This window comes from Fusibacter ferrireducens (genome assembly GCF_015352425.1).
Lineage (GTDB): Bacteria > Bacillota > Clostridia > Peptostreptococcales > Acidaminobacteraceae > Fusibacter_A > Fusibacter_A ferrireducens.
Map to the genome: position 1 here is coordinate 1 of NZ_JADKNH010000007.1, position 25679 is coordinate 25679.

Consider the following 25679-nt stretch of genomic DNA (forward strand, 5'->3'; position numbering starts at 1 on the left):
CGTTGCTGCATCAGGCTTGCGCCCATTGTGCAATATTCCCCACTGCTGCCTCCCGTAGGAGTCTGGACCGTGTCTCAGTTCCAGTGTGGCCGATCACCCTCTCAGGTCGGCTACTGATCGTCGCCTTGGTGAGCCGTTACCTCACCAACTAGCTAATCAGACGCGGGTCCATCCCATACCGATAAATCTTTGGCTACTGAATCATGCGATTCTGTAGTCTTATAGGGTATTAATCACCGTTTCCAGTGGCTATCCCTTTGTATGGGGCAGGTTACCCACGCGTTACTCACCCGTCCGCCGCTTTCCTTGTCTTCTCTTTGACCGAAGTCTCCGTTCCAACAATTCTCGCTCGACTTGCATGTGTTAGGCACGCCGCCAGCGTTCATCCTGAGCCAGGATCAAACTCTTAATTATAATCCTTTTTTGCTCAGCTTTCGCTTAGCTCTTTTGTTTTGTCTTTACAACAAAACGTTTCCGTTGTCTTTCGACTTTATCACTTGTTTCTGTTAAGCAACTTCCACCATCAAGACGGCTTCCGTAAGCTCAAAGAATTGCGTGTTTTAATTCATTTGCGCTATTCAATTTTCAAGGTCCTGTGTTGCTGTTTACATATTGTTAAAACGCTTTTAACTCAGTTTTTACAATGTGTGACAGCTTTTAAATTATACCAAACGTTTATCTCTATGTCAATACTTAAAAACACTTTTTTAGTTTGATATTTTCTTGCATTTATTCTCTTTGTCGTCGGAAAAACATGAGTTTGATCAGGCGACTTGATAATCTTACTACAGATAAAGTTTGTCGTCAACACTTTTTGAATACTTTTTTCTTCATTTTCAAAAGTGTATCAATTCTCAATTTTCTGAAATTTTACAAACACTTGCAAACACTCAAATGATTGCTATTGAGTATTCTCAGAGGCATTGGAAAATTTATTTTAAAACAAATAATTTCCCCCTACATTAAGTCTATTTGAAATAAGTAATTCAAAAAACCAGCACACTCTAATGAGCTGCTGGTCCATGTAAAGTCAGTTCTACTTCTATTTCGCTTATATGACGTCAAAAATTTCTTTCGTCGTCACTTCATAAAAAGCATACTTATTGAAATAGGTTCTCTTACTGATTAGAATTTCATAACCCTCTTTTTCAAAGATCATACCTCGACCATAGTGTTTGAGAAAATGCCATCCCATTGATTTCATTTCTATTAGAAAATCAATTTCATGGTCCGCTTTGGCTACAAAGGAAAGTGCTTTAAAAGAAATTTTCTGAACCTTTTTATCTTTTGTCTCTACTTTTAAAATGCCCAAAAGAATGTCAATCCATTTTAACTCATAACTGACTTTTAAAATCATACTGACTGTTAATAAGACGATCATACCATTAACAATTTTCTTTACTCTTGGATTCATGACAAACCTCCTTAATATCAACCACTTTGATGATACCCTTTTTTAAATAGGATAAGCTATAATTTATTATTCTTTTTTTCAATCCATTGATTCACTGCAAGTTTGGAAACTAAATCTAGCTCATCACCTGACTTGGGAACGCTTTCAATTTTATACTTTTCTATGTCTTTAATATCAACATCTGTTGGCATCATATAAGCACTTATACGAGTGCCTTTTTTCATACGTACAATTTGAATGCCTTTTGTATTTTTAGTCACTTTCTCTGTGACGAGCTCCGTCGAGCATAACAGCGCCCTCATCTCACCTTTTGGATCTTCTCTAATCGCTAAAAGAGAGCTTTCCTCATTAAAATAGAAAATTCCCACTAAATTAGATTCATCAGAATAAGCCTTAACCAGTTTCTTCCGATTTGTCTTTGTCTTATATGCAGAAAGAGGTACTCTAGCCATTTTGCCGTTTTCAAATCCAAAAATCATAAAGCCTTCAAATTCTCTTGTAATCACACAATAGACAACTTCTTCATCGGTTTCTAAATCAAGAATATTAGGTAAGTAAACGCCTAAGCTACTCACTTTTTGATCTTCAATCTCATAGAGCTTAAGCTTATAAACGTTGTTTTGATTTGTAAAAAATAAAATCTCGTCTTTATTATTGCCCTCTATCTCCTGAAGAATTTCATCTTCTTCTTTAATTTTATGATCCCCACTAGATCTTAAAGAAACTAGAGAAATTTTCTTAAAATAATTATGTGCTGTAAAAAAGACTTTGAGATTATAATCTTCCACGTGATTTTCTTCATTCAAGGTAACGATTTCGTTCGTAGTGACGAGTTGTGTTTTTCTATCCTGACCATACTTTTTTACAACGCGTTCCAAATCTTTAATAATGACCTTATTGATTTTCGATTCACTACCTAGTAATGCATTTAACTTTTCCAATTGTTTTTCAAGTTCTGTTAGTTCACTTAACCTATTGAGAATGTATTCCTTATTTAAATATCTCAACCTTATATCTGCAACGTATTCCGCTTGAACTTCGTCAATACTAAAAGCATTCATAAGGTTGCCAATAACTTCTTTATCACGCTCTGTTTCCCTAATGATTTTAATGGCTAAATCGATGTCTAAGAGAACTTCCTTCAAACCATATAGTAAATGAAGTTTATCAGTCAATTTTTTTATATCATATCGGACACTGCGCCTAATACATTCTCGTCTAAAAATCAACCATTCGTTCAAAATAGATTTGACGCCTAATATTTTAGGTCTTCCATTAATTAACATGTTGAAATTACATGAGAAACTGTCTTCCAAAGGCGTATATTTAAATAGCTTGGCAATAAGCTTATCCGGATCAGTACCTCTTTTTAAATCAATGGCGATTTTGAGTCCTTTTAAATCAGTTTCGTCCCGAACATCGCTGATCTCTCTTATTTTATTCGTTTTTACAAGTTCAATAATCTTATCAATAATTTGTTCTATCGTTGTGGTATAGGGAATTTCTGATATTTCAATCATATTATCCTGCTTTATATATTCAGCTTTCCCTCTCATCCTAAAACTGCCTTGTCCGGTATCGTATATTTTTTGCATCTCTTCAGGGACATATATAAGTTCTCCACCTGTTGGAAAATCAGGTGCAGGCATTAAAGAGAGCAAGTCCACATTAGGATTTTTTATAAATGCAATCGTCGTATGGCATAGTTCCTTAAGATTAAAACTTGCAAAATTGCTCGCCATCCCTACGGCTATTCCCTTATTGGGATTTGCCAATATGTTGGGAAATGTTATAGGCAAAAGAGCTGGCTCCTTCATAGAACCATCGTAATTGTCCACAAAATCAACATTTTCCTTGTCAATTTCCATAAAAATCTCTTCACATACTTCTGCCAATTTTACTTCCGTGTATCTTGGTGCAGCATATTTCATATCTCTAGAAGTGACTTTACCAAAATTTCCTTTTGAATCTATATAGGGCAATAGAAGTGATTCATTGGCATGAGCAAGTCTCACAAGGGTTGCATATATCGCTTGATCTCCGTGTGGATTAAGTTTCATCGTCTGTCCAACGACATTGGCAGATTTAGTTCTTTGCCCTTTTAGCAACTTCATTTTATACATTGTATATAGAATTTTCCTATGCGAGGGTTTAAAGCCATCAATTTCAGGAATTGCCCTTGAAACGATTACACTCATAGCATATGGCATATAATTTTGTTCAAGTGTATCGGTTATTTTTTGCTCTATTATTAAATCGCTATCCATCATGACACTCCTATTTTGAATTAACTTAAATCAAGCATTTCTAAATAATGCTCACCATTCTCTTCTATAAAATCTTTCCTACCCTCTAGATCATCACCCAAAAGCACTTCAAACATTCTTTGTATTTCATAATAGTCTTCTTTCGATGAAATTCTTATAAGCTTTCTTGAATCAGGGCACATAGTCGTTTGCCACATCATATCTGGGTTGTTTTCACCGAGTCCTTTTGATCTTTGAATAGTGTACTTTTTATTGAGGGTCTTAACGAAATCATTTTTTTCTTTTTCGCTGTAAGCAAAAAATGTATTGCCATCCGAAGTGTTGATTTCAAATAAAGGGGATTCAGCAATATAGATATTTCCACGATCAATCAATGTTGGCACCAGTCTATAGATCATCGTAAGCACCAATGTTCTTATCTGAAAGCCATCCACATCAGCATCTGTACATATGATGATTTTATCCCACTTTAAGTTGTCATAATTAAAAGTGTCCAATTCCTTATTGTGACGCGTTTTAATTTCCACACCACAACCTAATATTTTTATGAGATCTGTAATGATCTCTGATTTAAAGATCTTGTCGTAATCGGCTTTGAGACAATTTAAGATTTTCCCTCTAATAGGCATTAAGGCCTGGAATTCACTATCTCTTGCCATTTTACATGCACCGAGAGCTGAATCCCCTTCCAAAATATAGAGCTCACGAATCTCAGTATCTTTGGTTCTACAGTTTATAAATTTCTTGACACGGTTTGTGAAATCCATTTTTGCACTGAGTGTTTTCTTTAAGTTTAACCTCGTATTTTCTGCTTTTTCACGAGATCTCTTATTGATCAATATTTGATCAACTACTCTTAGTGCCTCTTCCTTATTTTCTATAAAGTAGATCTCTAAATTTTTCTTAATGACATCTGTCATGAATTCTTGAATATACTTATTTGTAATTGCTTTCTTGGTTTGGTTCTCATAGCTCGTTACTGTTGAAAAGGAATTAGTTACTAAAATTAAGCTGTCTTGAATATCAATAAAAGAAATTTTTTTCTCATTCTTATTGTACTTGTTTTCATTTTTTATAAATTTATCAATTTCATAAGTGAACGCGTTTCTAACCGCTTTGTCTGGAGACCCCCCATGCTCTAAATAACTAGAATTATGAAAGTATTCCAGCAAATTCACTTCATTGTTGAAAGCAAATGCAATTTGAGTTTTAACTTTATAATCAGGCATGTCACCTCGATCACGGCCAAAACCTTGCTCCTCAAAATAATAAACTGCCGAAATTGATTTCTCTGCCCCAACTTCATCAATATAATCTTTGATGCCATTTTCATATATATATTCAAAGTATAGATCACTTTCTTCATCGTGAAGTATGAACTTGATACCCGGATTCACAATGGATTGTTTTTTTAAGACACTTTGATAAAATTCGATGGGAATATTTATATCTTTAAAAACCTCTAAGTCGGGACGCCATTTAATTTGTGATCCAGTTCTCCTATATTTTTTTTCTTCTTTTACAAATCCGTTTTTAACAATTTCACCTTTTTCGAAATTAAGTCTATATTCAAAGCCATCTCTGTGAATAATAACATCCATATATTCTGAACTATACTGTGTGGCACAAAGTCCCAGCCCATTAAGTCCTAAACTATATTCGTAGACATCCGAATCGTTATTATTGTATTTTCCTCCAGCATACAATTCTGTGAAGATAAGCTCCCAATTGAATTTTTTTTCATTCTGATTATAATCAACAGGAATCCCTCTGGCATTATCTATAACTGAAATGGATAAATCTTTATGTCTAACCACTTTAATTTCTCGTCCAAATCCTTGCCTAGCCTCATCAATAGAATTAGAGAGTATCTCGAAAAATGAGTGTTGACATCCTTCTAATCCATCTGAGCCGAATATGACAGAAGGTCTCTTTCTTACACGATCTGCACCCTTAAGAGCAACGATACTTTCATTTGTATATTTTTGTTGACTCATTCCACACCTCTTCATCTAGATTATGCATATTAATTTTTTATTCAGTCCTAATCATATCAAATGATTACAAGGTATTGCAAGTTTTTTATTAAGAACACGCGTTCGATTATTTGTTTTTTATGCTCTCCTGTTCAATTTGAGCATTTAAGTATGATACATCCCCTATAATATAAAAAATCTTCACCGCAAAAGAACACTATTCAAGCTCTGCGTGTAAAGATTTTTTTAATACATATTATTTCAATAGTTTGCTCATTTAAATATCCAGTAAAGAACAAACAACTTGCCAGTTTAAAACTCAAGCATTTTATCAATTTCAAGTTCTATATGCCGCCGCAAATCGAAAAAAGACTCTCCTACCTTAATCAGGGGTCTTGCAGGATCATCTTTATAAGTCATAATGACTTCACCCTCTTGACCATTGTTTAGACGCACTCTATGACCAATATAAAAATGTGAAATATTAGACAGAAAAGTTTTAGACATCGAGAAATCTAGCGAACTGTAGCATTTTTCTAAAATAAAGCTTGCCACTTCAAAAGGATGCATTGCAGGCTTATATACTCGATCAGCAGTCATTGCACAATACACATCGGCAACAGATACAATTTTAGCATTGTAACTCATCTGATTACCTGTTATGCCATTAGGATATCCAGTGCCATCCACTCTTTCATGGTGCTGTAAAACACCTAACATGACATCATAATTTATGTTTGGAATATCCTTAATCAAAATATAGCCTAGAGTCGCGTGCGTTTTAATGACCTTAAACTCTTCAAAATTTAAAGGTCCAGGCTTATTGAGAATATTGTCGGGAATATTGCATTTGCCAATATCATGTAACAGACCTGCCAAAGCTGCGTCTTTTATACCTTTAACATCTAATTTACACCACTTTGCAAGGAGACCTGAAATCATAGAAACTCTCACAGAATGATCAAACGTATAATCATCATAAGAATGTATCTGCCACATTTTTCGAGTAAATGCTTCATCGTTTAAAATTGCTTCATACATAGGCTCTAATATATCTTGAATTTCTTCGTAAACCGGAACACGTCCCAACTTAAATTCATTATAAATGCCTTTAAATTTATGAACCGTATTTTGGTACTTTTCTTCAACATCTGACGGCTTATCTAATCGATTATAGGTTACCATATGAGTAGATGTGCTCTCTAAATCTGCTTGAGTATCAGCACTTCTAATACTAACAAATTCAATTTGCTTTCGTTTAAGGTACTGAATATGAACATCATTAAGAAGAGAGTGTGCTCCAATGAGAACAACTCCATTATCATCATAGACATCTTCTAACAATTCCATGCCCGCCTCAAGTTGCATAACATCTACTTTTGTCATTTAACCACCCATTATTTCATTTCTATTGCCCCACTTGTATTATAAACTTTTACAGCTCAAAAAACCAGTCATTTTTTTTACAAATATAGTGGCGAGGTCCTTCAAATGCTCGTTCTACTGCTTGTTCTCAGAATGCAATGATTCTAAAAACTGTACTCGATCTGCTACAATTTCAGTCATATAAACGATGTCCCCATCTTCTTTTTCAAATCTACTTGTGGACACTTTGCCAGTGATACTTACCAGTGCGCCTTTATCTAGATATTTACAACAATTTTCTGCAATTTTCCCCCAGACAGTTATTCTAGGAAAATCAGCAGTAGGCTTGCCTTCATTTCTCTTTTCATCTTTTTGAGTACTTCCAAGGTAACGATCAACCGCCAAATTAAATTTCGTGCAAAATCTTTCTTCACCAACTAACTTCAATTCAGGTGCCTGTGTAATTCTTCCAACTAAGCTCACGTTATTCATAAAATCCTCCTATTTTTACATATAATGGTATTAAATTAATTTTACCATTATTTTGAATTTTGTCAAATATTTTTTTGCTTGTTTTTTGGATTATTTCAGTTATAATTGTTATGTATTTCGGATATCGAAATTAAAGAGGTGACTATGCTTTTCCAAAAAAAATATTTTAAGGACAGATCTGAAATCTCAAATTTGAATATCAATATATATAACGGTATTTTTTATGCGCTTGCACTCAATCTTGTGAATCCATATTTTGCTAAATTTGCCGAAAGGCTCGGCGCAGGGGATTACGAACTCGCCTTTTTAAATTCAGGTCCTGCATTTGTGAGTATTTTCGCTTTGATTCCAGGTGCCCTCATCATTGAAACCTTTGGAGATAAAAAAAAGTCGACGGCATTTATAATGTTTGCTCATAAACTATTTTATCTACTCCTGGCAATTGTGCCTTTTGTCCATGATATTTCCAAACCTTGGCTATTTGTTTTATTAGTTGCTTTAATGAATTTCCCTGGTTCAATTTATCTTATGGGCTACCAGATCTGTATCGGTGATTTATTTGCGCCACGCGAAAGAAGTCGTGCCATGGGCCTTAGAAATAAATATTCTGATCTTTTCAAATTGATGACTACTTTAATCGCCGGGCAACTGCTCACTAGACTTCCTCAAAATAACCAAGAAGTCATTTTTTTATACCACATTTTCTTTTTGATTGCTTTTGCATTTGGGATTCTGGAAGTGCTCAGCTTTAGCAAATTTACGATTCGTACACTCTACGCTCCCCAAAAAACATCTTTTAAAGCATCTTTAAAGGATGCTGTTGCCTTTGTGCGTAACAATTCTGAGTTTAAGATTTTTTTAGCTTGTTCGTTAACCTTTTACTTTGGATGGCAAATGGGCTGGCCTCTTTTTAACATCTATCTCATTAAGACTCTTGGAGCCAACGAGGCTTGGTTAAGTGCCATTTCAATTGCATCTGGCTTATCCTCTATTTTAACTTCGACACTGTGGGCAAAATTTGCCGACAAATACGGCAACACATTGACCATTGCAATTGCCACTTTTGGCATGAGTATTACACCCATTCTATATGCATTGAGTAATTCCCTTTGGATGTTAGTCTTATTTAACGTCATTATAGGTGTTTCCATTGCTGGTACAATACTGGTTCTCTTCAATATGCTCCTTGAAGTCACTCCAGATCAAAATAGAACCACCATCATCTCTATTTATAATACCCTTATAGCAATTTCCGCCACATTTGCACCTATTATCGGCGTTGCTATCAAAGATATGACCAACATAAAAACAGCCCTAGTCATCGTTGGATGTATCAGGCTGTTTGGTAGTTTTACTTTCTATCTCAGAAAAAAATTAGCTTAGATATCACGTGTTATAGTTCCATATTTTCATCCATATCAATAGCAGTTTCAAGATATGACAAAAGCAGTTTAAGAGCACTTGCAAAGGCATTAACCAACACTTGATCATGGACACCATTTCGTATGGATAATTCAAGATCATAACATACACTTTCAAGTCTCTTGTCCCCTATATTGCCTGCCAAGCCTTTGATATTATGAGCGCTGGTTCTAATATTCTGCCAATTATTGGCTTCTAGATCTTTTACTACTTGCACTGGCAGCGAATTATACTTGTGATAAAATTTCGTGCAAATTCTTTCATACAATTTTTCATTGCCATCAAGTTTTCTCAAGGCTTCTTTAACATCAATTACATGTCTCATTTCATCAAGTTGTTCCAAAGCGACAGCTTGGCTGAAAAACTGTGCCACTCGCCTTTTGATCGAGGCGATGCTGACGGGTTTTTTGAGTAAATCTAAAGCACCGTGTTCGAGAACATAATGCACATCATCATCATTGCTATAACCTGTAGTTATGATAATTTTAACGTTTTTATTGATTTTTTTAAGTGCTTCAAAAGCTTCCCTACCACTCATTTCTGGCATTACCATATCCATTATGATCAACTCAATCTGGTCTTGATGCTCTTCGTATAATGACATGCCATCAAAGGCATTGCCCGCTTCAAAAACAGAATAGCCCTGATCGGAAAGTACATTGACAAATAGCATTCTTACGATTTCTTCATCATCTATAATCAAAATGCCATTCTTATGATTTTGATTTTGTATATTATCATCTACAACTTGTTTTTTTGAAGTGTCTTCAATGGTTTTAAATGTTAATATAAATTCTGTCATGCCATTATCGCTTGTAAAACTAATTTGCCCCCCCATTTCTTTGACGATAGATTTAACAGTTGTCAATCCCATCCCCGATTTATCTGCATCCACTTTAGTTGTAAAAAACGGTTCAAATATCCTCTCCTTTAATTCATCCGGAATGCCAATACCATTATCTATAATCTTAATATGAACTAAATGAGCACCTCCGTCCTGTTCAATCACAACATTAATTACTGGATTTTTAGTCTCCTTAGTGGCATCAATTGCGTTTAACAACAAGCTTACAATCATATTGAAAAACATATCTTCATTGCCTAACACACGGATATTCTCATCTGGAAAATCCGTTGCAAGATTTGTAGTGATATTATACATGTGATTTATAAATTTAATAGCGCTACCAACAGATTTTGTAAGATCCATTACAGTTTGTGTCGCTATTTGTGAATTACTCATCATGAGCAAGTGATCTGTTGTCTCTTGAAGTGTGAGTGCTGTTTTACTAATAATTTCAATATACTCTCTAACCGTTTTAGGCAGTGTTTTGAAATCATTGATTAAATTCAAATAACCAACAATGCCCATTAACTTATTATTATAATCCAAGGCAATACCTTTTGAAACTTGATCATAGATTTGTATTTTATCTAAGGAGGTTTGCTTATCTCTAATAAATTTTTCCTGTGTGGTATCTCTTATTATTTCTACAACACCTACAATTCTCTTTTGGTCATCAAAAACAGGATATGTTTTTTGTTCATACCACTGATGGTCATAAGAATATTCTCTTGAAAAAGGCTTTTGCTCTTCAAGCGTTTTTTGTACAACGCAGATATCACAATCATCATTGCTATGTCCAAAAACAGCTTCACAAGGTTTGCCAATTATTTTAGTATCATCACTTTGAATATGCTTATACTTGGTATGATTAAGTGTTATAATCTCCTTTTTGGCATTATAATATGTGATTTGGTCACTGATACTGCTTATTAAAGTATCCTTTTCTCGTTCTGATTGTCTAATGCGTTCCATAACACTATTGATCACAGAGACATCTTGAATTGTGCCTTCATAATAATTTTGGCCATTCTTAATGCTTTTAATCAAAATAATCTGAACATGTTTTACATGCTCTTGAGATGTTTTTAATTTAAATTCTAGCGTATAATAACCCGAATGTTTCTTTATGACATCTACCATGGTTAAAATGCGTTCCACATCATCTTTTTCAACCATTCCCATCAATGTTTCAAAATTGAATGGAGTGGATTTTTCTATCTCAAAGATATTGTAAATCACCTCAGAAGCAAACAGTTTATCAAAATCATTATAAAATTCAAAGTGCCCTAATTTCGCCAATTTTTCCGCATTCAAAAGTTTTGAAGTCTGTTCTAAGAGCTGTGCCTGCATAACTGTTCTCTCAGAAATATCTATAATAATAATGATATTGCCAGTAAAACGACCTTCTTCATCATGCATTGGAGAGGCATAAAGCATTAACCATTGACCGGAATTCTTTTCATTGCCTTTGATAATTGCATTTATAGTGTGCCCGTTTTGTATAATTTGTAACAACTCTTCAATAGAGCTTCCAATTTCTGTTTCATATTTTTCTGCAATAAGTTGACTGATTCTATCAAATGTCATTTCAAAATCTTCATGTAAATTTAACAGCTTGGTCGCCTCTTCATTAATCACCTCTATACGTCCATTTCTCTTAGTGACAATGATACCCGTTGGCGATTGATCTATAATACCCTCAAGTAACTTTTTAGAATCTTCAAGGCGCCTTGCTGCAATCATCTTATCTGTTATATCCACTGTATTGCCAATTACATATATAGGTGTATGAGCTGAATCGTAATAAGTTTTACCAAAGAGCTGAATATATCTCACGCTGGTTTCGCTTGTAATTCTGAAAATAACATCTAGAGCATCCAATGCCCAAACCGATTTCGTAAATTTAGTCTCAAAATATTTGCGATCACTTGGATATATAATTTCTAAAAATTGTTCAAATGTAATTTCATTGCTAACATCATTGATCCTAAACATTTCATCAAACGTTTCGGACACATCAAAAACACTTCGAGAAACGTCATATCGCCAATGTGCCATGTGCGATATTCTTTCTGATTCTGTTAAGATGTACTTACTCTCTTCAAGTTTTAAAACGATGGCTCTAATTTCTGAAATGTTTCTATTGATTAAAAGAATGGATGCGCCCTCTTCATCTTCAAGATAGCGTCCTCTAGCTCTCATCCATTCCCACTCATTGCCATTCTGATATCGATATTCAAATTGAACATTGTCTTTCTTTTCAGATGTCAAAATATCTATGGATTCATATACAATTGATCTATCTTCTTCATGTATATTATTAATCCATTGCAAGTAACTGATTTCGACCCCGATAAAGCCTCTTTCCATGTCAAACTGTTTATAAAAATTGACATTCATACTCGGTAATTTAATTTCAAAAATACCATCTTGAATCGCATCAAAGAGTTGCGTAAATTTGATTTGAGAGTCTGCGAATCTACGCTTGTAAATAAGTTTTTCCGACACATCTCTAATCACCAAAATCAATTTTTCTGAATCTTCGATTTCAATATGTTTTCCTGTAATCTCCACAGGTATTTCAAGGCCCGTTTTGTGAATGTAAGTCCGATCAAATTTATGAGATTTATGAGTTCGTGTAATTTCCCAATTTGCCTTTACCATATCAAGCGTTAATGCCTTGGTAATCTCAACGATGTTTTTATTTAAAAGCTCTTGATCTTCAAATCCCAAAGTTCGACAAATTGAATCATTAGTGTACTCTATCTTACCTTCAAAATTAATGATAATGATGCCCTCTCTAATATAATTCAAGACATTTTTACCAACAATTTCAGGACTATAATGAATTGAGCTGAGATCGACATAACTTAACACAAATCCTGTCACATTGTGTTGATCACTTAATATATAATCTTCAATTATAAATTGCTGCCCAGTGGTGAAATGGATACGCTCTGCGGAAAAGGATTCAGGTTGATCCAGTACATTCTGAATAAAATGCTTTGCTTCATAATCTAATAACTCATAAAACGCACTCCACCTGCTAATCGGTTTACCCAATTTCAATTCTAAAGTTTCGCTGTACAATAAGTCATCATTGATGAGATCCACAATGATATAATTGGATTGCCTGATACTTTCGCTATTCCGATGTATAATATTAAACGCCTGACTTTTAAGACGCTCATAATAGAGTTCCGTCAAATCATATAGAGTCGAGCAAATATGATTATTTCTTTGATAGTGTATTAATTTTTCTTCAATTTGAAAAAATTTCTTTTCATTGCGCTTATTCACTAAAGTCTCAACGCTCATAATTGAATGTACATCACTGCTCATGAGTTCTTTTTCAAGTTCCACATGCCACTTTGGAGATTCTTCAGCCGAAAACAGCGTATAAAAAGGTTTGCCTTCCACCTCCTTCGCTTTTTTTTCAAAAAAATATTCTGCCTTCTTGTTAATGTATACAATTCTACCAAATAGCTCTCGTATAACTACGGCATAAGGGGCGGTCTCCCACATTTCTTGAAAACTCTGATGTTGGAGCTTTAAATCTGTTTTAATCACGGCCAATTCACTAATATCTTTGACATAAATCACGACATATTTAGCACCATAATCTAAAATCCGCACTCGGATATTTAATTTGACATTATTGTAATCCTTGATTTCAAATGCATTCTCTCCTCTTTTCACAGAACTTATAATATCTTCCAAATTAACAAAGTGCTGATTTTCTATAATGAGTTCTTTGAAAAGCACATTGTAACCTACAATGTCCAAATTATCTTTTCTAATAATAGCAACAGCTTCATCAATATGATTTAAAATTTCTGAATGTGCTAAGTCTTGAGTTTCCATAAAACTATTTACTAAAGATTTTACACTTTGCTTACTTTTCGAAAAATAGAAGAGTGCGTATAATAAAATAGAAATCACATACAGTTGATTTAATAAGAGCAGAGAAGTATCTCTGCTCACAAGTATTTTAATATCAAAAATCAGCATCAGAAACAGAAGTACATAGATAAAATGATATCTATCTCCTCGATTTCTGATATTGTTTTTAAACAACTTATAAAAGGTTACAATTTCCAAAATTATTTTTACAATAACGGCAACGTAAACCACAATTCCCCCCTAAACTCTTACAACTCTATTGTCTTAGATATAAACAAAGTCAAATCATTCAGTAGATTCAAAATTTCTGCCTTTTTCTTGTCTTTAATAACTTGGACAATGGGTCTTGTCTGCGCATCTTTATTTTCTTTTATCACGATACCCATTTTTCCATTCGAGAGCTCAACAACAGTCCCCACCGGATATATATTAACCACTTTGATAAGATGGTAATAGATTTCTCTATCTAACTGATAAACAGCCTCTGTTCTAATAATTTCAAGCGCCATATCAATATTCATTTTCTCTCTATAAGACCGATTAGAAACGAGCGCATTAAAAATATCACAGATTGTGACAATGCGCACGTGAACTGGTATATCATCAGAGTCCAACATCATCGGATAACCTTTCCCGTCCATTTTTTCATGATGAAGCAAAACAATTTGTCTAGAAATCGGGGAAACTGCATCTGAATCCTTCAGCAATTCATACCCTAGTTTTGCATGCTCTCTGACTTGATCTAGTTCTGAAGGCGTTAAAGGATCTCTTTTGTTAAGAACCTCATTTGGAATTTTCATCTTGCCAATGTCGTGAAGCATTGCACCTATGCCAACTTTTTGAATATACTGTCCATTAAGGCCAAGACTCTTTGCAACAAGCATCGATAAAATGGCGACTTCAGCAGAATGATTATAGGTATACATATCCGTTCCCATGAGCTCAGTCATCACATAAAGCGTATCTCTATTTTGAAAAATCATATCCATCATCTGATCTACGATATCTTTTATAGCATCAACGCCTCTAGTAGATAATGAGACCCCCTTGCGTTCAGTAACCTCTTTAAATACATTCTTTACTGCTGTTATAGATCTTACTTTTATTTCGTCAGGGATAACGTTTTCAAATTCTAACCCTTCTGATAAATAATCTTCTATATAAACGCAATGAATGCTGGCTTGTTTTAACCGCTCTATATACTTAAATGTCAAATTTACGCCCCGCGCTAACAACAGCTGACACTTATCGTCATAAACGGCTTTTCCCAATTTATCACCTGGTTCAACACGTTCTATACTCTTTAACCTCACTTAAAAACCTCCACTGACATAATGTATTCAAGAGGATGTGTTATCCTAATCATTACACTCTAACTATCTTGCAAATATAAAATTAACCCAACTTAAAACTTGAGTCCCCATAAAATAAAGCATTATCCCAGATATGCCTATATAGGGTCCAAAGGGAATTCTCAAAGATCTATCTAATTTATGCCCCATTAATTTCAAAATTATCAAATGAATTAATGCCAAATAAAATGGTAACAGAAGTGCCAACAACAAAAAGGCTTTTGGTAAGAAAAATCCCACTCCAAAGATAAGTAAAACATCACCAAAACCAAAAGCTTCTTCTTTATAATACCATCTCGCCAAAATATATAAAACAAAATATCCTAAAAAAACTATAACTGAATTGAAAAAATGTTCCAAAAGATTATTTTTAAAGAATATATAAACAATGCCTGATATAGTCATAGCACCATATATATAGATCGGAATGATATCTTGAGTCCAATAATCTATAAAAATTTCAACGATGACCATACTGCCAAAGATAATTGAAATTAAAAGCATCTCTTCATTTACAGAGAAAAAAAGAGCACTGCTCCAATAACATACGATTAATGCTGCGATACCCTTTTTAGATATTTTTTTAGGCACATGATTAGATATGATAACAGGAATTATATATGTTAAAATAAGCATGAGCAATCTATTTAAAATTACCATATGACACCTCTTGATCAGTCTAGTAAAAGTTAAAAAAGCTAAGAAACTAATCTTAGCTTATTTTCATTTTAAATCATCGTATAAGTACATTATATATGCAAATTCATCTCTAAAAATTGGCCTTGATATGCTCTCGCTACCCCTTGATCTCTTGTATTTTTCACGTAGCATCTTATCCGCAACATCATTCCAGCTAAAAGGTCTCATTAGAACAGTCGACATAATGGTTTCAACTTCTTGATATTGAACCGTGTCATTGGGATTAAACTTTCCTTCAGCATCTAACATCATATAATTATTATTGAGTACATAATTTATATATTTAAAGTCATTTGGATCTATATCATCATCTCTTATAGTGTACCGAAAAGTCAAGCCATCCATCTCACTGTTTGCGTATACCTTATAGAGCATTCTTGCCATTTCAAGCTTTGTGATGAAGTTTGTAGGTCTAAAAGTCAATTCATCTTCTAAATACCCACGCCTTTTAAGAGCATTGATTTCTTTTGCAGCCCAGTTAAATCTCATATCCGTGTAACTGCTATTTTCAGGATCGATCAGCACAATATATTCCCCACCAGTATAGGTGCCTTTTGGAATTTCAGTATAGATGGAATCTTCTTTGAATTCTGTTATTTGATAGAACCATTTATTGTTTTCCCATTTGTATATCCCAGCATTTTCAGACCCCTTAAATGTAAAAATTAATCTTAAAGGTTTATTGAGATCCATGCTTCTGTTGACATTATCTACTTCGACCACAAATTTTGAACTTGCACTCTCTAATACCTCGTTCTCAAGGTGAAGATTTTCATTCTTATAAAGGCTCAAATAGGTTGGCGTATAAATGGCGGCATCTGGAATATCAATCATAACAGGGACTTCTGTTTTACTACTAGATGATCCTCCAGAAAAATCTACTAATACATCATCATATTTTAAGATGGTCTTATTACCCGTTACCAACTCAGAGGTCCTATTTCTAATGGCGACATCTAACTTTTCTTTCTGAAAGGTTTCGTAGTACGAAAGGTAAAAACCTTCTTCAAATGCTGTTCTAAAGCTCAAACCGTAGTCAATGGATTCTGCATCGAGTGCATATCTTGTATTTAACGTCTTCGAATTTAAGAATTCATTATATGCACGCTCCCAGTTGTTGTATCTGTTCTGATAATAATCTTTCATGGCAGCTACTTTGCCTTCTACTTTTCCCGCCTGAAGCCCATAGGTTCTGCCATTATTCACAGGGGTGGCTATCTTTAACAAACTTGCACTTCTGTAGGCGGAATTATAGGCAATTTCGTAGTAACTCTTATAGGCTTTGATAAAATTTACTCGATAATTATAATCTTCAACTGCTAAGTTATATTTAGCGATAATTGCATAATCGCCCAGTATCAAATTGCCATATGAAATGTCATACCCTTCAAGTTGATGCGCTCTACCCTCAATCGAACCATCCAGTTGTCCAAAAACTTGTCCATTAGCCAATCCTTCTTGGATATTCATCTCTTCTGGCGTCATTGGCGCTACGTTATCTGTAGCATTACTTGAAATCGCGTTTGGATTGTCTGACTCAAATCCTGTTGCATCCTCGCTTACAGTTGCCGCAAATGCGCACCCATAACTCATACTCACACATAGAATGATCACCATGATTTTATTCGCTAAAGATTGATGCATATTGCCTCCTATTGTATTGGATAAGTTACTTGTAGTTGATCAAAAAGGTATCGTCCTTTAAGCTTGTGTTCATAGCCGATGCCTTCCACATAAATCCTTTGAATGACACAAGGATAGGTAATTTCTTTCGGCAATGCGGCTTCTATTTCCTGCCACTGAGTCCACTCTACACCTTTGGAAAGTTGCAAGCGATAATCTCTACCTGCAGAATCTAAAATTTCAAGACCAATATTGTGATCAGAAGGTTCATAAGCATAGACCCACATACTGATATTTTCAGCTTGTTTTTGAAGCATTACTGGTGCTGCATCAAAGACAACATTCGCTTCATTAAACATTCTCGCATTTATAAAATCAAACTCTAAATAAGCCGAATACGTATTCTCTTTTCGAGTCTCACTTCTGCCCACAGCACCAAATATTTTTTCCTCATTGCCCACAAAGAAAGTATTGCCTTCTTCAAAGCCGTAGAGCAGTGTTTTTGGTTTATAATCCGGATCAACTTCTTCATCTTGAGTCGTCTCATCTGGTTCTTGAGAGGATACAATAAAACCTTCAAACGGTAAAAAAGGATCTACATCTGCAGCTTTATAATTATCTTGCAAAGTCACCTCAGAGTTCTCATAGGACACAAAAGGCGTTATTTGACTAATTTCATTAAATTCCAGATTTAAATCCCCTTTGATTGTGCCATCTTCACTACCACTAAAAGAAGCCGTATTAATCTTGATAAATTTTGGGTGATTCTCTATGCCTTTCATAAACGTTTTAATAGCATTGTAATTGGCATTGAACGATATATTTGCAACAATTTTCTGTCTGAAATTCTCTCCATCGTTCTCAGGTATAAATTTAAAGCTCAACAAATCTAAAGAGGCCCTTTTGGCATAGTTCACCAATATCATCATGGCTTCTTCTTGATCAATTTTATTATAATATCGCTCACTCTCTGCCATAATTTCTGCATTCAAATTTAAAATGTCCTCATCTAAACGCTTATTCGTAGACATTTTTGCAATCAAAATCTGTTTCTTTTCTTCGAGTTCAAGTTCATTTTCTCTTGCTGATCTCAAGTTGTCTTCAAGTATTCTAAATGAAAAATAGTAGTAGGAAAATAGAAGTATAATAATTCCAAGTATGGTTAATAACTTTTTTTCTCTTCTATTTAGTTTCATCCATACCCTCCCATTTTATACTGCACTGAATTGTGAAATTGGTATATGTTTCACCTCTGCTGACCGTTGGAATCATAACGTCGTTAAACATACCAGTCACCCTGAGATTGTATGCATATTGAGCAATCGTATCAAAAGAATCACAGTAACCTTCAATCTCTAACGTGCCACTAGATAAAGACATTTTAGTCAAAAACAATTCTTGCGGCATCTGTTGATTAATTAAATCCAGCAGGTAGGCGGCCACTTGAAATTCAGAATTGATCTGGGCTTTTGAATTCAAAAGCTGATCTCTAATCAACAAATAGCGATCCACAGTTTCTTGTTTTTTTATAACTTCATTAACGGTTCTCTGGTTAGCTGGATCTTCTAAAAATTGATTTAAATTCTTGATGACTTCATTCGACGCATTTAAGTCTACAAGCATCTGTCCGTGATAATAACCTACAGGAACCATTAGGGCAATTAACAAAACAAAAAAGAATAATTTTTTATAGTTTCGCTTTCTTTTGACGGGGATAAAGGGTTTAAAAAAATTAAATTCTGTCATAATCTACTCCTACAGACTTAAATAGCATCCAAAAGCATGTATATACTTTTGAAAGCGATAGTCAGTTATTTTGGGAGTAAATTCAATCTTATTGAGGGGTCTCAATATTTTCACTTCACTTTCAAATTTTTGCTGCATATAATCAGATAGCCCCTCTAAAATAGAATTCCCGCCATATATATAAATCTCGTCGATGACATTATCTGCGCTTCTACTGGTATAATACTTGAATACCTTTGATAATTCATCTGACCACTCATCTAAATAAGCTCCAAATTGTTCAACAATCAACTCGCGGGGACTATAACCGTCTTCTGGGCTGATTTTATTTAAAAGCATTTTTCTTTCTTCTTGAAGCTCTAGTATATTCATTCTTTCCAGTCGTTCTTCAACCTCACCTCGGGAAATATCCAATTTTTCAGACACCATTTGCATAAGTTCTGGACCATTAATCTCTATGATTCGATTAAAGACAAATGACCCCCTTTCAATCAAATTGACGCAGATCATAGAGTAACCAAAATCTATATAGGCAATGGTCTTCTGTTCTAAAATATTTAAGCCTTCAAAGTTCCATTTGACAAAAGCTTCAATTGTGTGACTATGAATATCCAGTACTTGTGGGGACAAACCACACTGTGACAACAGATCATAATGTGCTTTTGCCATTTCTTTTGGCATTGCACCCAACTTAACTTCTAGAAATGCACGATCATCTTCTTCGAATTCTCTTAAAATTTTGTACTGCAAAATATAGGATTCTAAGTCAATTGGCAAATACTGATTGACCTCATAATTGATCAAATCCATTTGATCTTCTGGAGCAACATGTGGAATTGTAATTTCTCTTTTGATGATCTCTGTGCTTTCCATAGAAACGACGACATTCTTCAATTTGATTTTATGTTTCTTTAAAGTTTCAGTAATCAAGGCTTTCATTTCATCAAATGCTTTAATATATCCATTTTCATAAAAATCTGTTTTAAAGTCAACTGAAAACATCTGATACACTTTAATCTTTTGATTGTTCTTCTGACAAATGACTAATTTTAGGCTATGACTCCCAAAGTCTATTGCCAACACGTCTTTTTTTCGATTTTTATTCCGCATAATTTCCCCATTTGTAGTCTGTTTTTTTATTCAATAGGTGCCCTGAAAGGGACGTCAGCTTTATCAACAAAGGTGGTAGCAGATAAAAATTTCACCCACGATCCTCCGGATGGCACAAAAAAGCCATCTCTTGCTATTACTAAGCCTTCAAATCTACCACCCGCAGCATCAACAGTCACCTTCCCATTTGGGGCAAATAAAATACCCGTTACGGTTCTATCTGAAATGCCTTTTATTTCTATATCACCCGTTTTGGCAACTATTACAATATTTTTACCAGATTCTTTCCACCAACCCAACGTTGTTTTATAATCATCAACAAAGAGCCTTATACCATCTGATAATTTGACATTCTTATCAGTCTTATAGCCTCTATCAGCATACCATTGGTCTTCATGGCAAATTGGCATCGTCAACTCTGGAATATTGACCGGTTTCACATAAGTAACTTTAGTCGCTGGAAAGCCCGTAAGAGATGTATTATACTCATTAGGAGATTCTATAAAATTACCCGTATAGTAAATATGACCTTCCATAGCTAAAAATTCGTTCAAATCTCTCCCTATGCCAGTTCCCAATCCAAAATCACCATCGACAAAGACATCGCCATGCACAATTGCATGTCCAATTCGGAAATCTCCATTGATGTACATATCGCCATAAATATGACGTGTACCCGTTCCAAAGCTCACATCATTATTCACATGGATTTCTCCCGGAAAATTCTGAGATCCCAGGAGGGCACTTCCACCAGTGATATCGATTTTCCCCTGGATGTAAATGTTACTTACATTAATTCTACCACCGCCATTTAAATTTGCATACTCTAAAGCACCATCTTTATTACTTATAAATACAGCAGAATGATCACCAGTGACCTCTGTACCTTGAAAACTGAGTTCACTCCCATAGACGAAAACATTCTTATTGAGAATGATATCAACAACATCTTCATCTTCTTCACCTAACTTTGTCAATGATAAATTATAAAAATGCGATGCATAGTTTCTCTCGTATTTATCAACAATTTCATATTGACTATCTGGTTTATAATCTCGCTCGGAAAATGACTTAAAGCCTACAAATTCAGGTACAATAGGATTTGAACCCAAATCCATCGAAATCATGTCACTGGATATAATTTCATCCGATTCATTAGAAAACTGTAATTGAAATTCCAACTTTGAGGTGTCAGGGTTAAAGGATAAGGCGCTATTGAAGGACTTTGTCCAATCAAATACGACATTGCCGTCGATATTTGTCCTGAATTTTTCAAACGCAGAATCCGTTAGGAGATTGATTTCTTTAAGAGGTGCACCCACCTCATATTGTCCAGCATTTAATTTGTGGATCAAAATCTTGTTGTGGATGACATCAAAAGTAACCATATACCCCGAATTGTCTGCGTTGACAAATGCAATACCCGTCCCCAACAGAGTACTATTTGAATCCAATGCCTTTTTATCTATTTCAAAATTAACATCTGCTCTTATCGCTTTATTTACAAGTGAAGCAGGAATTCTGGCAGCGACCAAAGGACCCTCTGGATCTTCATTTTTTCCCCAATCCACATCAAGTGTTGGCCACTTTCGATTTTGCATGACATCCACATAAGTGTCCGTTTTAAGCTTGCTCACGCGATTAAAATAGGCATCCTCTATAAAGTTTTGCCACAGTTCACTACCATTTCTATTGAGCACTAAAATACGATCTTCATTGATAGAGGTTGCAATTTTACCTTCAGCAGTAAATGGCCTTGCTTCAAAGTAATAATAATGCTCAGCAAGAATTGGTGCATTTTCAGAATTTTTTACCAATGTATCCACATATGCTCCTGCGGGTGGCATATCCTCCAAAGTCTCTTTATAGACCAAATAGCCTGACGGATATGTAGGCTCTTTTTCCGCCTCATTGGATATATACCATCTGCTTCTATTTTGATAAATCACTGGGATGGCATCTTGAGTAAAATTTGCTCTTAATTCTATCGCATCTTCAAACCAAGGAAAAGCTAGTGTATTCGTATTTTGAGTATAGACACCTACTTCGAATAAAGAGATAGAAGGTGAAAGGGCTTCTGGCAACTTATAACTCGTCACAAAAGCCGTGTAGATGGGATTGCTAGTGTCTGTCGTTTTAACAGTCTTTAAATCAACAGACACTTTGTTATCACCTGTAAAAACGTCCACACTAAAATCTTTATCCCCTGGCGAGTTTTCAAAATCTGATTTATATTCTTTAACAAGTTCTTCCATTTCCTTTTGAGCATCAAAAGTTGAGATGGTGTAGTCCACACCAGAACGCATCATTAAAAATCCTTGACCAATGCCGTTCAAGTAGACAACAACAACCATTCCAACTAACGCAACTGCCACTATGACTTCCACTAAGGTAAATGCTTTTTTAGGTTTCATAGGTCACCTTCATCTTCTCCGCTATGGGTTTAACTTCGGACCTTCTATCTGCCAAAGGTCATCTGATATCAGTCCGCCTATGCTATCAAAGGCCTCTCTTAAACTCTCTTTATCCGTGGCCATAAAGACAAAGTCATTATTGACAAACTTTTCAGCGACTTCTCCAGCACCAACCGAAATACCTAATGACTTTGCAACATCTGCAAGACTTTCAAGTTCTGTATAAACGCCACCTTCAATATAATTAGAATAGCCAATGACAAAACATTGATCCACTTTTTTGGAATCTTGAATTAATTGGCCGATTTCCGCTACATAATCTTCACCAAATTGATCAAGTACTGCACCATTGCCCACACTAAAAGACAATGTCTCTATTACAGAATCTAGAGAATTCACCAATCGGTTAGTCTGTGTAAACTCCCCGTTGCTTTGTACATAAGGCGATGTGGTAAAACCTTTTTCAGCATACCGATACCGGTAGCCCCATCCAGTCCAAACCCTCCCATAATCAAAATCAGCACTGCCAACAGTTGTAACGCCATCTATGAGCACAATCATATACTTTCGAAGTTCCTGATCTGACTTGAGTCCATAAGCCACTTTATCATTCTCGAAATTGAGCAATTGACCATACGCTCTCCTCAATCCATCACCTGTATTTGTTGCGCCAACTGCACTTAACGCATTAATCATATCTACTAACGTTTCTGAATCTTCAGAAACATTATAAAATTTGGATACATCAATTCCCCACAGGGGACTGTAATTGCTGTTAGGGATATTGGCATCTGTGGAGAAAGGTATCAAAGAAACAAAGGACACAGTGTCTTCTAATAACCTAAGGAGTCCATAATTAGAATCAGTGAGCGTGTTTTTTAAAAGATTTAGCCGTTGAGGATTTGTATCACTGATTGTCGTCCCGCTGCCATCCAACCCCCAGACCATGCTACCAGAAGTATCTATAACAACAGCCACTGCTGCCGAAGGACGCTCATCAATCATGGGCGTCTCCTCTGTTCTATAGGCAAGTGCAACAGCGGGATTATTTGCGTCGCCCCAATCGACCACTTGAAGTGCATTGATTGCCTCCACTTCTGTTGAAATAGTGGCTTCTACTTTGCCATCCTTAGTCACTTTCAGGATATAACGCAACAATTTATCTGAATAATCAGATTTTACTTTGCTGAGTTTTAAATCGTATAGAATACCAGGCTTGGCATCTATAAGCGTCTCAGCCTTATAGTGCCCCGTTAAAGGCGTATCTGGGACATAGACATAATGATATAACTTTGTTTTATCAGGTGAAAGTCCTAAATAATCCCAAGGTTCAACCAAACCCGTCACTTTATTATCCGCACTTATTTGCGGCTTATAGTCAATTTCGCTCACGGCAAAGCCAACTGTTGAAAAGCGAATACTGTTGTTCGTAATCTCAATTGCATTTCTGATGTCCGATTGATTTTCAAAAGCTTTATTAGCCCCATCAAACCCCTTATAAGCGCTAAAGTACATGGCGGATAAAAAGCCAATGATCATAATGCCAATAGAGAGCGTCAAAACTAATTCAATTAGCGTTAAGCCTTTTTGGTTTTTCATAATTTGATTACTCTCTTTCCCAATGCGTCTTATTAAAATCATCTTTATGGACATAAAGTGCTAATAAAGCGGTCGAATCGCTATTTTCCAGCTCAGCCAAGGCTGCAATTCGAACTTCATCGTTCACCATTTTAACATCAATCGTGACTTTTCCCAGAGGGTTAGCCGCATTGGGCAGTTCCAATATAGATTCCAACTTTTCTTTTTTGCCATCAATGATGGTTCTAATATTTTGAACACCGTTATTATCCGTCATCATCAATGCCGCATAGGCAATATCAATCCCAGACTTAGACAGATAATAAGCTCTCATATGATCTTCCTGCATGTCCATTTGTTTGGCATTGTTATTCGTTAAATTTACAATTGCTAAAAATAAAAAAGAGAGCACCACAACGACAATCAAGACGGCAACCAATGCAAATCCCTTTTCATTAGGATCTCTCTTTTTAATCATCATCACCGCCTCCTTTCATCAACAGCCATATCACGGATAAATTTGCGTATCATCTACAGATATAACGACTTTCCCCTCTATTATTTTAACCACGTATTTTTCACCGGTTTCTGGTGAATCCAAGTGAGATAGATAATTTGCTTCCATTTCGGTGATGATATCAGTAACGGTTGCCCAGCTGCCAGAGTTATATTTTTCAAGCGTTGTGGCTGTGAATCGATAGTCACCGCTTGCAACGGCTCTGCTTATCGCCTCAACGATTGCTTTAGCATTATGCAAGTCGTGCACTGACTTTGAATTCATCAGTACATCTTGATATCTCGGAATTGCAATAAGGACAAAAACAGACAATATAAACAGTACTACAATGAGTTCGATGAGCGTGAAACCACTATTTTTTCCCCTTGTAACCTTTTTTAAGCTCATCTGTTCTCCTCAAAATGGAATAATATGTATGTGACTACTTTTTCAAAAGAAGCTGATGTAAGTAGTCACTTATTCGTCTAATCCAAAAATCATTCTACTCCATCTCTATATTAAAGATCGGCTGGTCTAGGAGTAACAGTAACAACGCCATCAGAACCAATAGTAATTGTATACACAGCATCAGCTGCTATAGCCGTGTTATTTCCAGAGCCATCTCCTGCTTGTGCGCCACTTGGAATTGCTGGCCATCCTTGTAAATAGTTTTCAACAACTGATTGTGCTGTTGGGGTTGTTGTATCATTCATTTCAGCAGCAGGATTACCATTCTCTGCCAAGTACATCATTGCCGCACTTTGAATCGTTCTGATATTTGCATTGTGTGCTGTATTCGCTGCATTGGTTCTAGAAGCACCAATACGCGGTACTGCAATTCCTGATAAAATGCCCAGTATTGCAATTACGACAATCAATTCAATCAATGTAAACCCTTTTTTCTTTTTTTTCATTTTTTTGTACATGTTACCCTCCTAAAAATTTATGAATTTTTATGTTTACGCATTTCTCTGA

General features: G+C 35.2%; 18 protein-coding genes and 1 rRNA gene. 1 reads left to right on the plus strand and 18 read right to left on the minus strand.

Annotated features, from left to right (window positions below):
• From ISU02_RS12000 to ISU02_RS12025, 6 genes are all read right to left on the minus strand, one after another.
• A 16S ribosomal RNA gene (locus ISU02_RS12000) occupies positions 1-414 on the minus strand; the annotation flags it as partial.
• Positions 415-1051: 637 nt separating this feature from the next.
• The gene (locus tag ISU02_RS12005) at positions 1052-1414 is read right to left on the minus strand and encodes a hypothetical protein (protein ID WP_194702078.1); all 363 of its coding nucleotides are present in this window, start codon (positions 1412-1414) and stop codon (positions 1052-1054) included.
• 56 nt (positions 1415-1470) lie between these two features.
• Positions 1471-3681, minus strand: coding sequence for a DNA gyrase subunit A (locus ISU02_RS12010; protein ID WP_228727807.1), 2211 nt, complete (start codon positions 3679-3681; stop codon positions 1471-1473).
• A gap of 20 nt (positions 3682-3701) precedes the next feature.
• Positions 3702-5678 carry a toprim domain-containing protein gene (locus ISU02_RS12015; RefSeq protein ID WP_194702080.1) on the minus strand — a complete coding sequence of 659 codons (1977 nt, stop codon included), beginning with the start codon at positions 5676-5678 and terminating at the stop codon, positions 3702-3704.
• A gap of 291 nt (positions 5679-5969) precedes the next feature.
• A complete protein-coding gene (locus ISU02_RS12020) occupies positions 5970-7043 on the minus strand; it encodes an HD-GYP domain-containing protein (RefSeq protein ID WP_194702081.1) in 1074 nt (357 codons plus the stop codon).
• A 114-nt stretch (positions 7044-7157) separates the two neighbouring features.
• Positions 7158-7514 carry a single-stranded DNA-binding protein gene (locus ISU02_RS12025; protein ID WP_194702082.1) on the minus strand — a complete coding sequence of 119 codons (357 nt, stop codon included), beginning with the start codon at positions 7512-7514 and terminating at the stop codon, positions 7158-7160.
• Between the two features lie 144 nt (positions 7515-7658).
• Between ISU02_RS12025 and ISU02_RS12030 the strand changes: the two genes are divergently transcribed.
• Entirely contained in the window at positions 7659-8897 is a 1239-nt protein-coding gene (locus ISU02_RS12030; RefSeq protein WP_194702083.1) for an MFS transporter, read from the plus strand.
• A gap of 10 nt (positions 8898-8907) precedes the next feature.
• Here the strand turns inward: ISU02_RS12030 and ISU02_RS12035 are convergent, their stop codons facing one another.
• The 12 genes from ISU02_RS12035 to ISU02_RS12090 all read right to left on the minus strand — a co-directional run bounded on the left by ISU02_RS12035 (position 8908) and on the right by ISU02_RS12090 (position 25630).
• Positions 8908-13917, minus strand: a complete 5010-nt coding sequence (locus ISU02_RS12035; RefSeq protein ID WP_194702084.1) for a PAS domain S-box protein — start codon at positions 13915-13917, stop codon at positions 8908-8910.
• A gap of 17 nt (positions 13918-13934) precedes the next feature.
• Positions 13935-14999, minus strand: a complete 1065-nt coding sequence (locus ISU02_RS24335; protein WP_194702085.1) for an HD-GYP domain-containing protein — start codon at positions 14997-14999, stop codon at positions 13935-13937.
• 63 nt (positions 15000-15062) lie between these two features.
• A complete protein-coding gene (locus ISU02_RS12045) occupies positions 15063-15698 on the minus strand; it encodes a prepilin peptidase (protein WP_194702086.1) in 636 nt (211 codons plus the stop codon).
• Between the two features lie 63 nt (positions 15699-15761).
• On the minus strand, positions 15762-17381 hold the full coding sequence (locus tag ISU02_RS12050) for an S-layer homology domain-containing protein (protein ID WP_194702087.1): 1620 nt from the start codon (positions 17379-17381) through the stop codon (positions 15762-15764).
• 8 nt (positions 17382-17389) lie between these two features.
• Positions 17390-18556, minus strand: a complete 1167-nt coding sequence (locus tag ISU02_RS12055; RefSeq protein WP_194702088.1) for a hypothetical protein — start codon at positions 18554-18556, stop codon at positions 17390-17392.
• The gene (locus ISU02_RS12060) at positions 18543-19106 is read right to left on the minus strand and encodes a PilN domain-containing protein (protein ID WP_194702089.1); all 564 of its coding nucleotides are present in this window, start codon (positions 19104-19106) and stop codon (positions 18543-18545) included. Before ISU02_RS12060 ends, ISU02_RS12055 begins: the two co-directional genes overlap by 14 nt.
• A 9-nt stretch (positions 19107-19115) precedes the next feature.
• The gene (pilM, locus tag ISU02_RS12065; RefSeq protein ID WP_194702090.1) at positions 19116-20216 is read right to left on the minus strand and encodes a pilus assembly protein PilM; all 1101 of its coding nucleotides are present in this window, start codon (positions 20214-20216) and stop codon (positions 19116-19118) included.
• 26 nt (positions 20217-20242) lie between these two features.
• The gene (locus ISU02_RS12070; RefSeq protein ID WP_194702091.1) at positions 20243-22630 is read right to left on the minus strand and encodes a prepilin-type N-terminal cleavage/methylation domain-containing protein; all 2388 of its coding nucleotides are present in this window, start codon (positions 22628-22630) and stop codon (positions 20243-20245) included.
• A 21-nt stretch (positions 22631-22651) separates the two neighbouring features.
• Positions 22652-24229, minus strand: coding sequence for a vWA domain-containing protein (locus ISU02_RS12075; protein WP_194702092.1), 1578 nt, complete (start codon positions 24227-24229; stop codon positions 22652-22654).
• 7 nt (positions 24230-24236) lie between these two features.
• Complete coding sequence (locus ISU02_RS12080; protein ID WP_194702093.1) at positions 24237-24689, minus strand: hypothetical protein; 453 nt, start codon at positions 24687-24689, stop codon at positions 24237-24239.
• Between the two features lie 27 nt (positions 24690-24716).
• Entirely contained in the window at positions 24717-25112 is a 396-nt protein-coding gene (locus ISU02_RS12085) for a type II secretion system protein (protein WP_194702094.1), read from the minus strand.
• Positions 25113-25222: 110 nt separating this feature from the next.
• Positions 25223-25630: a prepilin-type N-terminal cleavage/methylation domain-containing protein gene (locus tag ISU02_RS12090; RefSeq protein WP_194702095.1), complete on the minus strand. Its 408-nt coding sequence runs from the start codon at positions 25628-25630 to the stop codon at positions 25223-25225.
• Between the last annotated feature and the right edge of the window lie 49 nt (positions 25631-25679).